We start from the raw sequence: 14588 nt of genomic DNA, 5'->3' as shown, positions 1-14588 counted from the left end.
TCGAAAAAGTTAATTAAGCTTGTATTTCAGTCCGTAAATATTTGATCAATTCCTTGACCGATTTTGATTCTGGACCCTTAGTTAATTCTTTAGTGCTTTGGCGAATTAACTGACGCAGCTTTTGTCTATCTAACTGCGGATGTTGCTCTAACAACACTTGAATTTCACTGTCGCCACCACTTAACAAACGATCTTTAAGCTTTTCAAAAATCTGTTGCTTAGCGGCTTCATTGTTATTCTTGTTGAGCACATTGTTCATGGCAAAACGGATAGGTTCAGGATCCACAGTGCGCATAACCTTGCCAATGTATTGCAATTGACGGCGATAAGCCTCGGTATTAATCTTGATACTCTTAGCAGCTAAGACACAATCTAACACCCGCTCTTCCAAATCCATTTTTGCCAACTGAGATTTGCTCAAGCTTACCAATTGCTTCCCTAATTCCTGCGAAGCCTCTGATTCACGCTTGACCCCAGTGCGACTGATATAATCATCATCATTGTCATAGGGTTGTTTAAAATGTTCGGAATCACCAACGATATTCATCTATAAAGCCTCAAAAGTAGTTACTGGCTAATTCTAACACTCTGCGTGCATCTTCGCTTCAGTATTCTAGGTCTTGAATTTATGCTGTTCATCTTTTAAGCACTTGTACAATCAGTTAATTAGTCAGTGTGCCAACCCAGTTATCTTTGTTATGCTAAAGCTATCTTCTATTTTTAAATGAGAATGGCTGTGTCAGACACCAGAATCGAAACCCAATTAGATGCCCTTAAAGAAGCTGTGGCCATGGCATTGGATTATGCTAGTCAACTGGGCTGTCAAGCCGCTGAGGTCGCTATCAGCAAGCAGCAAGGGCTTTCAGTCTCAACCCGCCTTCAAGAGATTGAAACTGTTGAGTTTAATAAAGATGGTGCTTTGGGCATCAGCTTATATCGTGATGGTTGCAAAGGCAGTTCATCGACCTCAGATTTAAGCCCACAAGCCATTCGTGAAGCCGTTAAAGCTGCTGATAATATTGCTAAATTCACCTCTGCCGACCCTTTTTCTGGTCTGGCGGATGCAAGCCTGATGGCGCGCCACTTCCCAGATTTGGATTTATATCACCCGCAAGACATTACTCCAGCCACGTTAGCCGAAATGGCATGCAGCGCAGAAGCTGCGGCAATGGATGTTGATAGTCGCATTAAAAATTCTGACGGCGCCAGCGCCAATGCCCATACCGGCATTAAAGTCTATGGTAATAGCCACGGTTTCCTTAATGGTTACGCCTCATCACGCTACAGCTTAAGCTGCGTGATGATAGGTGAAGATGCCCAAGGCGATATGCAGCGCGATTATGACTACAGTGTGTCGCGTCAGTTTAATCAACTGCTAGATCCAGCTATTGTCGGTAGGCAGGCGGCGCAAAAGACTGTAGGCCGCCTTGGCGCTCGCAAAATTGCGACCGGTCAATTACCGGTATTATTAGCGCCAGAAATCGCCACTGGCTTAATGGGGCATTTGATTGGCGCTATTAGTGGCGGCAGCTTATATCGTAAATCAAGCTTCTTATTAGATTCTCTCGACACTAAAATCTTCCCAGATTGGTTCTCGATTGCTGAAGAGCCGCATATGTTATCTGGCCTTGCCAGCGCCCCGTATGACAGCGAAGGCGTAGCCACACGCGATCGCGCCATTGTTCAAGATGGGGTGTTAGCCACTTACCTATTAACCAGTTATTCAGCCCGCAAAATGGGCATGACTAACACAGGTCATGCCGGCGGCATTTATAACTGGACCTTAACTGATACCGGCCACACTTTTGATGAGCTGATTGCCCAAATGGGAACCGGCTTAATTGTGACCGAAGTGATGGGCCAAGGCGTTAACATGGTAAACGGTGATTATTCCCGTGGCGCGGCGGGTTTCTATGTCGAAAACGGCGTGATCCAATATCCCGTGGAAGAAATTACCATTGCCGGTAACCTTAAAGATATGTTCCAAGATATTCAGGCGATTAGCTCAGATCGTGACTTACGATCATCTATCCGCACTGGCGGTATCTTGCTTGGCAACATGAAAATTGCGGGTAACTAAGCCTTACACTTAAGCGCCAAAAAATCGTGATAATAAAGGCCATTAAGTTATCTACTTGATGGCCTTTTTGCTATGCTGACCATGGCATATCCTGTGACTTAGCCTATTGCGGCAAAGAGCTATGCCTAAAGGAATTTATATGGGTAAACCAGTAAAGATTGCAATGAATAACCGGTTACTTAGCCATGACACCGGGCGCGGTAAGATTCAAGATAATGCCCTCAAGGCATTAGTTACCAGTCCACTGTTTAAGGCTCGGGTTGAACAACCCAAAAAAGGTAAAGGCGCTTACCAACGCCAAGGGAGCAAAAAGGGGCATCAGCTGCGAGGCGATGCCTCTTTTGACATCTGCCCTATTATTGCCGGCAGCAAGCTTAACTAGCCGTCACTGAGCTTCAGCAAACATCAGTAAGCATCACCATTTACCGCCACACCTAGCTACCTTAATGCTCATCACTACAAAACGGCCGCATAAAAAAAGCGAGCCAAAGCTCGCTTAGTATCAATCACAATGGATGAGATTTAGCTGTCGACCTACCGCTTAATTAGTCTTCCAACTGCACTAATTCAGCCCACAGATCATGTTCGTCTGAATGAGTAATCACAGCGCGCACTAACATGCCAGGCTCTAATTCAACTTCGCCATTAATAAATACCATGCCATCAATTTCTGGCGCGTCAGCATAACAACGACCAACGGCACCTTCATCATCAACGTCATCAATCAGTACATCCAGCTCGCGGCCTACAAGGCGCGCTAAACGCTCGGCACTGATGTCAGCTTGAACTTGCATGAATCTGTGGTATCTATCTTCTTTCACTTCTTCGCTGATAAGCTCAGCCAGAGTATTAGCTACGGCGCCTTTCACTTCTGAATACTTAAAGCAACCGACTCTATCAAGCTTGGCTTCGCGCAAGAAGTCGAGCAGCATTTCAAAGTCTTCTTCGGTTTCACCAGGGAAGCCGACAATGAAAGTCGAGCGGATCACTAAGTCTGGACACACTTCGCGCCAGCGCTGAATGGCTTCAAGCTGTCTATCCACACGGCCAGGGCGCTTCATCATCTTAAGGATGCGCGGGCTCGCGTGCTGCATTGGGATATCTAAATACGGCAGAATTAAGCCATCACGCATTAATGGAATTAAATCATCCACCCAAGGGTATGGGTAGATATAGTGCAGACGCACCCAAGCACCCATTTTGCCCAAATGCTTAGCTAAGGTAGCTATGTCTTGCTTCACTGGCATGCCGTTCCAAAAATCGGTGCGACCGCCCTTATCTTTACCATAGGCCGAAGTATCTTGGCTCACGACCAAAATCTCTTGCACGCCAGATTCAACTAAGCGCTTAGCTTCATCTAAAATGCTGCCCGCTGGACGGCTGTCTAAATCACCACGCAGCTCAGGAATAATGCAGAAAGTACAGCGGTTATCGCAGCCTTCCGAAATCTTTAAATAAGCGTAATGCTTAGGCGTCAGCTTCACCCCAGTTTCTGGTACTAATGACAGAAACGGGTTGTGCTCAGGCTTAGGCACGTATTGATGTACATGCTTAAGCACTTCTTGATAACTGTGAGGGCCAGTAATTTCTAATACGTCAGGAAACACTTCACGAATAGTGTTTTCTTTGGCGCCAAGACAACCTGTCACTAATACTTTACCGTTTTCTTCTAATGCCTCTTTAATGGCATCTAACGACTCTTCAACGGCAGCATCAATAAAACCGCAGGTATTAACAATTACTAAGTCAGCATTGTCATAGCTATTGGTGACTTCATAGCCGTCAATTCTTAACTGAGTCAAAATACGTTCTGAGTCCACCAAGTTTTTAGGACAACCTAAGCTAATAAAACCAATGCGATTACCGCTGGCGGTGGTGGCAGTAGTTTCACTGGCCGCTATGGTCTTGGCTGGGGTATCAAGCGTAGTCGTCTGCTTGGGGTCAAAGGTATTTACTGTCATGGCGTCTCACTGGCTATCAAAGTAGCATCAAAAAATTGCGCGGATTATACCTGATGCAGCTAAAAGGTACAGCCGCCTTGCTTAAAAAGTCACCAGCCATAGCGATTAATCCGCCTTTGGGTTCGAACTCAGGCTAAACATGGTATAAGTGACAGTGTTGGGTATTCGCTTTTGGCCACTGCGCACGGCCACTATTTATTGTTATTGTACGCCTAGATAGTTATTAGTCTTTTTTGGGAGTTACACTATGAAATTGTCGCACCTTGCTACCTCGCTGTTATTACTCGCATCCCCACTGACCTTAGCCAATGGCTTAGATTTCCCACATTTAGTGACTCAAGGTAAGGCGCAAATTACCGCCGAGCCTGATATGGCGAGCCTACAAGTCACAGTGAGCATTATCAAAAAAGATGCCAAAGAAGCTAAAACCGCGTCAGATAAAGCCGTGGTGGATTTTAGTCAGCGCCTGATAGAAGCTGGCGTCAAACGCGAGCATATTAATAGCGCCAATCTTGATTTACAGCCAAGTTACGAGTATCACAATAACGCCCCACGCCAATTAGTGGGTTATCAGGCAAATCGCACTGTGACTGTCACTATTGAGCAGTTAAGCCAACTGAATGACATTTTAAATTCAGCTATCGAGCAAGGCTTAAATCGCGTGGATAACATTCAATTATCGTCAAGCAAGATGGCGGAGCTGCAGCAGCAAGCGCGCCAAGCCGCCATAAAAGATGCCCAGTCTAACGCCGCCGATGTGGCTAAAGGTTTTGGTAGTAAGCTCGCAGGCGTATGGCAAATCAGTTATTTATCGCAAGAACCGATTCGGCCAGTCATGTATCGCATGGCGGCCATGGCCGATAGCAGCCCAGAGATGAGCTATCAGCAAGGACAAATCACAGTCAGTGATTCGGTAGAAGTGATTTATAAAATCAAGCCATAATTAATCAAGCCGCAATCATTCAAGCCATTAAGCGATAGCTAGTCAGGCTCTAACCGCTCTGGCTATCACTACTTAAATAACAGTCGGCCTAGCTATTTAGCTAGGCCGACTGTTTAGCTCATCGCACCTGACACCATTTCTAATCAATCAATTGATACTTATCGCGCAGTACCTCAATGATTTCTTGGCGCGGATTGTCGGCAAGTTTCAGCGGCTTACCCATAATCTTCTCGGCAATGCCCACATAAGTGCGCGATGTCGCCAGCATAGTTTCAAGGGGTAAATCGGTATCGCGGGCAAACTGCTCACGCTCAGTCATTCTGTCTTTATTGAGCAACAAGTCGGGGTCGTTATATTGAGTCAGCAGCATTTGCCTAAACCCTTCTTTAGAGTTTTCAACTATGTGGCCATCGCGATAAGCCGCGCCATCCCAAATACGCGATGAATCAGGCGTGCCGACTTCATCCATATAAATCAATTTAGGCTGCCCCTGTTTGTCGGTGACATAACCAAACTCAAACTTGGTATCCACAAAGATTTGATCAATTTTTTCAAGCTCTGCGCGAATGGCTTCAAACCCTTGCTTAAGTAAGGTTTCATACACGGCAATGTCTTCAATCTTATGAAAACCAAAGGCTTGATAATTTTGTTCTAAATCATGGCGGCTGATATTAACGTCATCTTGCTCTGGCACCGCTGGAATACCGCGCAAAATGCCTTTGGTAGAGGGCGTGATGAGAAGTTCAGGCAGCTTTTGATCTTTCGTTAGGCCATCAGGAAGACGAATACCACAAAACTCGCGCTCACCTTTGCTATAAGCGCGCCACATAGAGCCAGTAATATAACTGCGAATAATGGCTTCCACTTTAATCGGCTGGGCTTTTTGGACAATCCACACTAATGGATGAGGCACATCAAGAATATGGCAATCGGCTAAGCCATTGTTGGCAAACACTGAAAACCAATGATTAGCAATCGAGTTTAAGGCTGCGCCTTTACCGGGAATACCCGCTAAACCTTGCTCACCGTGGAAAATACAATCAAAGGCAGAAATGCGGTCGCTAATCACCATAATGGCCAGTGGCGTATCGGCAGGAACATCGTAATTTTGTTGTGAAATCAGACGAGCACTATCTGCGGCGGTGAGCCAATACACACTTCTAACCTTGCCACTATGAACAGCTTGGTCGGTACGTATAGGTAAATCGTTATTGACGGCAAGTACGGTATCGGCGAGTTTCATCTTTACATCCTATGATGGCGACAAGCAGGAACAGCTATGCCTGTCATTTAATCAGTGCAAACAGATAAATAGGGCATTATTTTACCTGTTTAGCCTAGATTAAGCATAAGAGTTATGGCCGCGAGACGTTCGCTATAAGGAAATCAGAGTTCAATATGAAAACCAGAGTTCAATATGAAAACCAGAGTTCAGCAACAGTCTCACTGTTTACCCATTAACTGCTATGGGATGGACGATTAACTAAGCGTTCGCCTAATAATGACCAAACGCTCCAGCTATACCAGCCTAACGCCACAATGAAACTTGGAATAATAAGATAACTCAATAACTGATGCTCAATAGGGCTTAAGCCTTGAGCGTATTGATACACCATTAATGCAAACGGAGAAAAACCAGAATTTTGTGGCATGACGCCCCAAAAAACCAATAAACCAAAAATGGCTAAATAAAGCAATTTTGCTAAGTGATTCATGTTATTCATCTCCCTCCTGTGATTGAGCGCACTATAATCCCTTGGCCACGGGAAATATTTGCACTAGATCAAAATTTTCACATCCTTAATGGACGCAGGGATTATTTAATCATCAACAATATTAGCCACTATAAAAACGTTAGCGCACTATAACGCGAGCAACAGTGAATGAATAAATAGGTAGGCACAAAATAGGTAAGAGTAATAGGTAAGAGCAATAGAAAATAATCGAACGCTAAGATTAACTAGGTCAGGGAAACTTAGTCATGGATGACAAGCATCCGCTATTCACGCCAAGCATAATATTAGCCAACCAATTATTGGCTAATGCGGTCATGAGCTAAATCATATCACCCACTTTATCATCAAGCATCAAGAGTAAATCCCAGCTAGTCCAGCCTAATGCCATGATAAATCCAGGTACAATTAAATGAATGAGCAAGTTAATTTCGGTTTCACGCAAGCCTTGAGTATGCTCATAAATAAAATCAGTAATGGGATTAATGCCGCCATCATGAGGAAGATAACCCCAGACAATAAAGATCCCAAAAATACTTAGATATAACACTTTAACCAGTAACGCCATCGCTTAACATCCTTGAAACAGATGGCGACAGTTTATAGCGCTAGCTCGCTGCACGCGAGCGATCTAGATCACATAAAATATAAGCAAAGATTAATTTTCAATGCTGCAAATGGATTTATCATCATTTGATAAATCATGCAAAAAAAACAAGCATTTAAAATAAACCAAAAATTAATTTTAAGCTAACTAATTAGAATAAAACGAGATTATGCAAGGCTATTAGCGCATTGTATTGATTTGGATGATAGCGAGAGTGATAGGTTTGCTGAAGCGGCAGTACTCTTATAAGCTTTTATACATTTTTGTAAACTCTTGCAAGCGGTTAAATAATAGCCGGTCCACATAGGTAGCAGCCCAAATATCTGACTGCTACCTCGCCAATGGTTACATTGAGCTACTCATCTGATTCATTCTTAGCAGCATGATTACCATTATAACGACACGGTTTGATAGCGAGTCCACATGATGAAATTACCCATGCGCGGCACTATCCATACGGCGGTATTATCGTTTTGATATAGACGGTAAAAATACAGCTCATCATCTAACACATCATGTTTGCGCATTTCCCGAAAGAAGTGCACCGCTGAACGACTAATTTCTTCTGGCCGACTTAAATTCTTTTGGGTCACTTTGACATGAAAGACGTCAGCCTTCATGCCTGAAATAGTGCGCTTATATTGCTCAAAAGTACCACGCAGATGCGATTTTATCGGCGTCGTTAAACAATCTTGGTCGGTGACACAAGAAGAATAATAAAACTGGCCAGTATCTTGTGTATCTTTATCGTATACCAGCGACATAGTGATATCGTTGCGAACCAAGAGCTCGCCTGCGACCGGAAAATACACATCACCATGATAATTATGTTCAAGCACAGAGCCGCCACTAAATGCCATTTCTGGAATAGTCACGCGGTTATACCGAATACGTTTTTCAAGGGCTTTAGTTAACGGAATAAACTCCTGCATATTCAACCCAGCAGGGCGACTATCAATAGTGGCAATATTAATAATGCCATCACCATCACAATGCTCATAACTATCCCCTGGGCATAATGCCATGGAATAGACTTTAATATCGGCTAACGCAAAGCTGCTAAATGCCGGGGTACCTGTGAGCTTATTGCCTTCTGGCGCAATATGTTTTTGCCACCACGATGGGTGCAGTTGCTCTATGCCATTGCGATAAATCAGCTTTGCCATCGTTTGCTGGCCGCCAATGTTTAATGGCACAGCCTCACCTGCGCGCCAATTCGCGCTGTGCTTAATAATCCCATGCCAATCACACTGATACCAAATAATGGCCATGATCAGCACTAGCACTAAAATACCCGTGGCCTTAATAGATAACGACACATTGAGTACCGCTTTCTTAATGGACTGGGGATCCGCCAGCGCCACCATCTTGACCTTACTTTGCTCGCTAATATGCAGTTGATAACCGCGGCGCGCTAAGGTCTTGAGCTGGACTTCTGGATAAGGCTCTAATTTTTTACGTAAGGTACTAACGCATTGCGTCAACGAGGTAGGGGCGACCACACGTTCAGGCCAACCGACCGCTAATAGCTCTTCCTTAGTTAAAATAACATCAGGTTCGGCTAATAGTCTGGCTAATACTTCGGCTTCGGAGAATGTCAAAGCTATGTGGCTGCCATTGACATGGTCTACCAGGCATTTGCCCTGAACATCCAAGTTCAAATATGGAGTCAGTTGTAACACCTTAAATTCCCCCATCAAGGTTTACTTTGTTGAAATTTTGTAACTTCGTTAAGGGGGATTTTATACTGTTAAAAATAAAGTGTCTGTGATAGTCAGCTCAATCTGAGTTAAGGCTAACATATTGATTTCATATATTAGAAATTGGAAATCTTAATTTCAGAAATTAAAACACCCAGCCCCTGCGCCGCCCCCACTTATCTCTTTTGATATAGATAGCAAAAACTATGATTAAGGCTTAGTTACAAGCGCTTAACCGCAAAACGCCAATAACATAGAGCTAAGCTTACGAGCAGCCAAGTCACTAACGCCCCGTACAAGCTTAAGCTTGTCACCCCAAGTTGCTGCAAACTCGCCAGACCCGATTGTCCTTGACCTGCCAAGGCTGGTGTTGCCGCTAAATTAAGGCTACGAAACACATCCGCGGGATTAATTAAAATCGCGATATTAATCCACTGCCGATTAAGGGCGTCGGCAAAGCTCACTACTGTTGCCAAAATCACTAAGTCATAGAGGAGGACGAACACAAACCAGACCAACAGTAACACCCCAAGCGCCTTAGCTTTTTCGCGCACACTTAAACTCACGCCATAGCCAATCAGCACAAAGATAATGGCCAGTAACCAGCCGCTCAGCATAAAATGACCAAAGCCTTGCACTACTTCACTCACATCAGCCGTGCCATAAATAGCAGTAAATACAGCGCAGCCGCCAAAGGCCACTAGCATGGCCGCCGCCAGCACTAAGCCGTGGCCGACTAATTTACCTAAGATCAGCTGCCACTTAGTCAGCGGGTAAGTGAGTAATAACAATAAGGTGCCGCTTTCTTGCTCGCCCACAAAGCTGTCATAACTAATCAGAATGGCGGCTAAGGGCAATAACAACAAAGACAAGCTCACTAAGGCCGCCAATTGATTGCCTAAACTTGGCAATAAGGCCGCGCCTTGCAGCACGCCGCCACCAACACTGACCACAAAGGCTAATAACACTAGCACTGATGTCATCATCCACAGCCAACGGTTACGCAGATTATCGCCAAACTCTTTGGCGGCTATGGTCCAGACTATCGCTGACATGAAGCTATCTCCAATCCGGCGGAGCTATCAAAACAAGGCAACTGCGTCATTAATTGGTAAAACAGGGTGCTGAGACTCATGTCAGTGTTTGCATGTAAATCCGTATGTGAATTTTCGCCTGAACTTAACCCAGAACTTAACCCAGAACTTAAACCTGAGCCAGGCACTTGCTCGCGCAGGCTAGCTAAGCTGCCACAAGCTAACAATTGTCCTTGGCCTATGATGAGAGCTTGATCCATTCGCGGCTCAATTAAGCTGAGCTCATGGGTGCAAATCACGACGCTGCAGCCGGTGTCAGTCAGCTCTCGCACCTTGTCATATAAAAAGGCTGAGGCTAATGGGTCAAGCCCAACGGTAGGTTCATCCAGCAATAATAAATTAGGCTGCGCCAGCAGCGCTTGCGCTAAGCCTAAGCGCTGACGCATGCCTTTAGAGTAAGTGCGCACTGGCCGCTTTTTAGCGTAATCCAGTTGAAACTCACTCAGCAGTTGATTGACGCGCGCCTTAGTCACGCCTTTTAATTTAGCAAAGTAATGCAGCACATCTTCGCCAGCCATATTGTCATAAAAACTGACGTTTTCTGGCAAATAACCAATGCTTAAGGCGCCGCGCTGACGGCCACTAAAAGGTGAGTGACCATAAACTTCAAGGGTGCCCTTGCTTGGCGGCATCAGGCCTAACATCAGCTTGATTAAGGTCGATTTACCCGCGCCATTATGCCCAAGCAGCGCCAGCAACTTACCCGCTTCAAGCTCAAAGCTAATATTGTTTAACGCGTTGAAATTCTTATAACTAAATTGCAAGTTATCAGCTTTAATCGCACATAACGTCATTGATATTCCTTAGCGATACGCAATTCTAAGGCAAAAGGTTGCATCAAGGGCGCGCTATCGCGCACGCCTTTACCTGATACCGGCACGAATTGCTGCTCGAGCCAGCGCAGCAAGGCCACTACTGGGCTGTCCAGTAACAGGCTGAGCTCAGGGTACAACCAAAATAATCTATCTAGGCTGTCATTGGGTTGATAGGGTAAATCACCTATGCCATCTTGGCTTAAGTCCCAGCCTTGATAATCGCTCCAATAATTGCCTTGGCCTTGATAACTCCATTCCAGCAAGCTGTCACCGACATACTTTACCGCGGCGCGATTATTAATAAATTGATTCAGCCACAAACGGTTACCTTCGCCGCCCATGGCCATATTGATGCCAGTATCATTGGCTTCAAACAGATTTTGATAAATCTGATTATCGCGCGCACCATAAATAAATATGCCCTTGCCTTCACTCATCAGCGCGACATCGCCCTTAGGATTATGAGTAGCAAGCACTTGATTGTCGTGCAGTTTGGATTCATGGGTGAGGTTAAGCAAGATGCCAAAATCAACGGCATTAGCTACCTGATTGTGGTGGAGATGAATGCGCTTGGCGCTCATTAAGGCATAACCGCCATCGACATTGAAGGCTTGGTTATGCCATGCCTCATCATCTTGGGTATACATATAATGGATGCCGTATTGCTGCTCACTAAAGTGATTATCAAAGCTGCGACTGTGGCTCACATTCTCAAGATAAATGCCATCGCGCACGTTTTGTATGGTGTTTTGATAGAGCTGTGGGTGGGTCACATAACTCAGATAGATACCATCGCCCCTATCAAGCTTATGGGCCTTGGCATTGCCAGTAATATGATTGCCAGCAATGCGAATATTTTGCACTTCATCGGCGCGAATGCCAAAGCCTGGGCCTTGGATGATATTATCAAGCACCCTGACATTATCACTGCCGGCTTCCACTAAAATGGCGGCGTCCCTGTCATAAAGCGAGGCGCCAAAACCGCGAATACTAAGGCCTTTAACTGTCACATTTGGCGCGCGCACAGTAAGGGCGCTGCCGGAGCCTAAGGCATCAAGCTGCGCCTTAGCGTTACTTGTCATCGTCAGCGTTTTAGTCACCACAAAATGGCCAGGATACTCGCCTGCAGCTAAGTGCACACTATCACCACTGGCGGCATCCATTAAGGCGGCGCTCAAGCTTGCGCTATCTGTTACCGTCCAAGTGGCGGCAACCAGCGAGCCACTGAGCAGATAAGCTATCATCACCGCCAGATAACGCATCACTCCAACCCAATAACCCATAACTTAGGGCTTAACCGCTAATAAATCTAAGCTAATATCGTCAAACGATAGCACTTGGCCGCCATATTGATTAGCAAAGGCTTCAGCCGCTTCTAAGCTTGAAAATGGCGCAACCGCGGGGCCCATCACGGCTTTGCGACTGGTGCCATACACATAGTAAGCACGCTTAGCATCAATAAAGGCACTGTCTTGCGGTTGCTCCCACTCTGTCACACCAGCGTCATGCACAAACAAGGCGGTCACTTGGCGCTTATTTTCAGGTTGGAGCGCAAAATTAAACATATCGCGGCTAGAGCAGAATTTAGGATTGTATTCACCACTATCCATCACCACTTGCCCTTTAGGGCCTGGGTATTTAGTGATCATCATGCCGCATAAATGACAGCGGTCATGCTCGGTTAGCGGGCTGACGGCGTTAGTATTCACGGCAACTGGCTTATCAGAGCACGCAAATAACAAGGGGATCATCAGTAAGCAAAGTCGTTTTTTCATTAGGTAAAATCTCATTGCTGAGGCTAGTTACGCAAGCGGCGTGATGTTAAGTGCCTAAACCTATCAAGGGATACACCAAGAAACGCAACCATAATGCAGCTTACGGGTAAGACGATAGACACAGTGACCAACCTATGACCCATCTAGTGATGAGACCTAGCTTAATCACTGTGTAAACTCACGCTTAAATGGCGTGTAATTGACCTGCGTATAGGATAAACAAACGCAGACACATCATACCTGTCACGGCGCACACTCCAGACAAATAAAATGCAGAGGCAGAGTGACTGAACTTCTTGCCAGTGGCAAAGTTGAGCAGTAACGGGCCCATAAAGCCAACACCCACGACACCAATCCAGAACACGCTTGACCAAGTCCCTTCATGGAATGCTGCAAAGGCAGACTGAGCGCCAGCGTTACCGCTGAACAGTGCCATAGCAATCATGAAAATAAACAGGGCTTCGGCAAACATGATTGGCCATTCAGCGCTGTGCAGCACATGCATGTCTTTGCTGTGTAACGGCTCTTTGAACATATACACGGCTAACATCTTGGCTGAAGCCGCGCCTGCTGATAATCCTGATGCCACAAACAAGGCTGGCAGCACAGAAGTATTAATCAGCGGGAAGCGGATCAGGGCAGAAATTAAGAAGCCGGTATAAGCACACACAGACAAAGCTAATACCAGTACCGCAATTTCCATTGGGCGGCGGAAACCTTTAACTGCAGCAATCACAGGCAGTAAGAAGTTTAATGCCTTGATCTCACGAACTTCTTCTTCCAGTGCCAACAAGGTAATGATGGCCACTAAAGGAATATAGAACGTCAGAGCAATAACCCCGATAGACATCACTGAATTCAGGTTATAGAACACCAGAATTCGCCAGAAAAATAGCGGGTTAGTTAAGTCTAATACCAGACAAACCATACCTAAGCTGATGGTCACGAATGACACCAGCGCCGCTGCTTTTAAAAATGGCGTATTTTCAGTTTGTCCGAGGAAAAAGCGCATGGCTAACGCTATGGTTAACGCGCCGCCTGAGATACCTGCAAAAAACAGGTACACAGCAATCGGCCACGGCCAAGCAACCCCTTCCGACAGCCCCATGGTAAACTCAATAGTACCGTCCATGTTAGACTCCCACTTTCACAATTGGAATATAACGTAAGCTAGGTTCAGTCCCCATATGCGCCTTAATACGCACTGAGTCCTTCACGGCTAGCAAGCGACTGACATACGATGTCGGGTCATTGGCATCACCAAAAATCAGCGCATCATAACGACAGCTTTGTACGCACGCAGGCAATTCACCTTTAGCCAGCTTATTGTCTAAACAGAAGTCGCAGTTATCCGCAACATCAGTGTTTTTATTAATAAGACGAGCGTTATAAGGACAAGCGCCAATGCAGTATTTACAACCTGCACACTTGCTATCGTCCATGGTTACTATGCCAGTTTTAGGATCGCGGTGCGCCGCGCCTGTTGGGCACACAGTAACGCAAGGCGCGTTCTTACACTGCTGACAAGAAACGCGCACGAACTTACGCTCGCAGCCACATTCCATCTTGCCGCAATGTGGACAGGCTTGACCGTCAACTCGACCGCTTTGCTGCTCAATCATCACCTTAGAAACGCCTTCAGGCAGTTCATTGGCTTGGTTACACGCAGTTTTACAGTCCCCACAACCGACACACTTGTTCTGATCGAACACCATGACGTAGCGAGGTGTGTAGGTACCAGCGCTTTCCTCTTTGACTGAAGAGCAACCTAATGGTGCCATCAGTACAGAGCAAGCTCCGACACCTTTCAGGAACCTCCGTCTATCTAGATTTTCACTCACAACATCCTCCATCTGTCGGCTTAGTGCCGACCTCATAAT

At 45.6% G+C, this 14588-nt stretch carries 15 protein-coding genes; 3 read left to right on the top strand and 12 right to left on the bottom strand.

Annotated features, from left to right (window positions below; translation table 11 throughout):
* Positions 1-13 precede the first annotated feature (13 nt).
* A complete protein-coding gene (yjgA, locus tag FJQ87_RS03945) occupies positions 14-547 on the bottom strand; it encodes a ribosome biogenesis factor YjgA (protein WP_140930731.1) in 534 nt (177 codons plus the stop codon).
* Positions 548-736: 189 nt separating this feature from the next.
* Between yjgA and pmbA the strand changes: the two genes are divergently transcribed.
* Both pmbA and FJQ87_RS03935 read left to right on the top strand, forming a co-directional pair.
* Positions 737-2080, top strand: a complete 1344-nt coding sequence (pmbA, locus tag FJQ87_RS03940) for a metalloprotease PmbA (protein WP_140930729.1) — start codon at positions 737-739, stop codon at positions 2078-2080.
* A 139-nt stretch (positions 2081-2219) separates the two neighbouring features.
* Positions 2220-2462, top strand: coding sequence for a ribosome alternative rescue factor ArfA (locus tag FJQ87_RS03935; protein WP_240778822.1), 243 nt, complete (start codon positions 2220-2222; stop codon positions 2460-2462).
* A gap of 163 nt (positions 2463-2625) precedes the next feature.
* Here the strand turns inward: FJQ87_RS03935 and rimO are convergent, their stop codons facing one another.
* Positions 2626-4041, bottom strand: coding sequence for a 30S ribosomal protein S12 methylthiotransferase RimO (gene rimO, locus FJQ87_RS03930; protein WP_140930727.1), 1416 nt, complete (start codon positions 4039-4041; stop codon positions 2626-2628).
* 247 nt (positions 4042-4288) lie between these two features.
* On the opposite strand from rimO, the gene FJQ87_RS03925 reads away from it, so the two are divergent.
* Entirely contained in the window at positions 4289-4984 is a 696-nt protein-coding gene (locus tag FJQ87_RS03925; protein ID WP_140930725.1) for an oxidative stress defense protein, read from the top strand.
* A 139-nt stretch (positions 4985-5123) separates the two neighbouring features.
* On the opposite strand, the gene FJQ87_RS03920 is transcribed toward FJQ87_RS03925, so the two are convergent.
* From FJQ87_RS03920 to FJQ87_RS03875, 10 genes are all read right to left on the bottom strand, one after another.
* Positions 5124-6227 carry a phosphoribosylaminoimidazolesuccinocarboxamide synthase gene (locus FJQ87_RS03920; protein ID WP_140930723.1) on the bottom strand — a complete coding sequence of 368 codons (1104 nt, stop codon included), beginning with the start codon at positions 6225-6227 and terminating at the stop codon, positions 5124-5126.
* A gap of 214 nt (positions 6228-6441) precedes the next feature.
* Positions 6442-6708, bottom strand: a complete 267-nt coding sequence (locus FJQ87_RS03915; RefSeq protein ID WP_140930721.1) for a hypothetical protein — start codon at positions 6706-6708, stop codon at positions 6442-6444.
* A 331-nt stretch (positions 6709-7039) separates the two neighbouring features.
* Entirely contained in the window at positions 7040-7285 is a 246-nt protein-coding gene (locus FJQ87_RS03910) for a hypothetical protein (protein ID WP_140930719.1), read from the bottom strand.
* A 431-nt stretch (positions 7286-7716) separates the two neighbouring features.
* Complete coding sequence (locus FJQ87_RS03905) at positions 7717-9006, bottom strand: helix-turn-helix domain-containing protein (RefSeq protein ID WP_140933980.1); 1290 nt, start codon at positions 9004-9006, stop codon at positions 7717-7719.
* Positions 9007-9245: 239 nt separating this feature from the next.
* Positions 9246-10079, bottom strand: coding sequence for an ABC transporter permease subunit (locus FJQ87_RS03900; protein ID WP_140930717.1), 834 nt, complete (start codon positions 10077-10079; stop codon positions 9246-9248).
* Positions 10067-10912: an ABC transporter ATP-binding protein gene (locus tag FJQ87_RS03895; RefSeq protein WP_140930715.1), complete on the bottom strand. Its 846-nt coding sequence runs from the start codon at positions 10910-10912 to the stop codon at positions 10067-10069. Before FJQ87_RS03895 ends, FJQ87_RS03900 begins: the two co-directional genes overlap by 13 nt.
* Positions 10909-12216, bottom strand: a complete 1308-nt coding sequence (nosD, locus tag FJQ87_RS03890) for a nitrous oxide reductase family maturation protein NosD (RefSeq protein ID WP_240778821.1) — start codon at positions 12214-12216, stop codon at positions 10909-10911. Before nosD ends, FJQ87_RS03895 begins: the two co-directional genes overlap by 4 nt.
* 3 nt (positions 12217-12219) lie before the next feature.
* On the bottom strand, positions 12220-12708 hold the full coding sequence (locus FJQ87_RS03885) for a nitrous oxide reductase accessory protein NosL (RefSeq protein WP_140930713.1): 489 nt from the start codon (positions 12706-12708) through the stop codon (positions 12220-12222).
* 184 nt (positions 12709-12892) lie between these two features.
* The gene (gene nrfD / locus FJQ87_RS03880) at positions 12893-13840 is read right to left on the bottom strand and encodes an NrfD/PsrC family molybdoenzyme membrane anchor subunit (protein ID WP_140930711.1); all 948 of its coding nucleotides are present in this window, start codon (positions 13838-13840) and stop codon (positions 12893-12895) included.
* A 1-nt stretch (position 13841) separates the two neighbouring features.
* Positions 13842-14549, bottom strand: coding sequence for a 4Fe-4S dicluster domain-containing protein (locus tag FJQ87_RS03875; RefSeq protein ID WP_140930710.1), 708 nt, complete (start codon positions 14547-14549; stop codon positions 13842-13844).
* Positions 14550-14588: the final 39 nt, after the last annotated feature.

Source organism: Shewanella sp. SNU WT4 (genome assembly GCF_006494715.1).
GTDB lineage: Bacteria > Pseudomonadota > Gammaproteobacteria > Enterobacterales > Shewanellaceae > Shewanella.
Note: the sequence above shows the minus strand (reverse complement) of the source record. Positions and strands in the feature narration are given on the sequence as shown.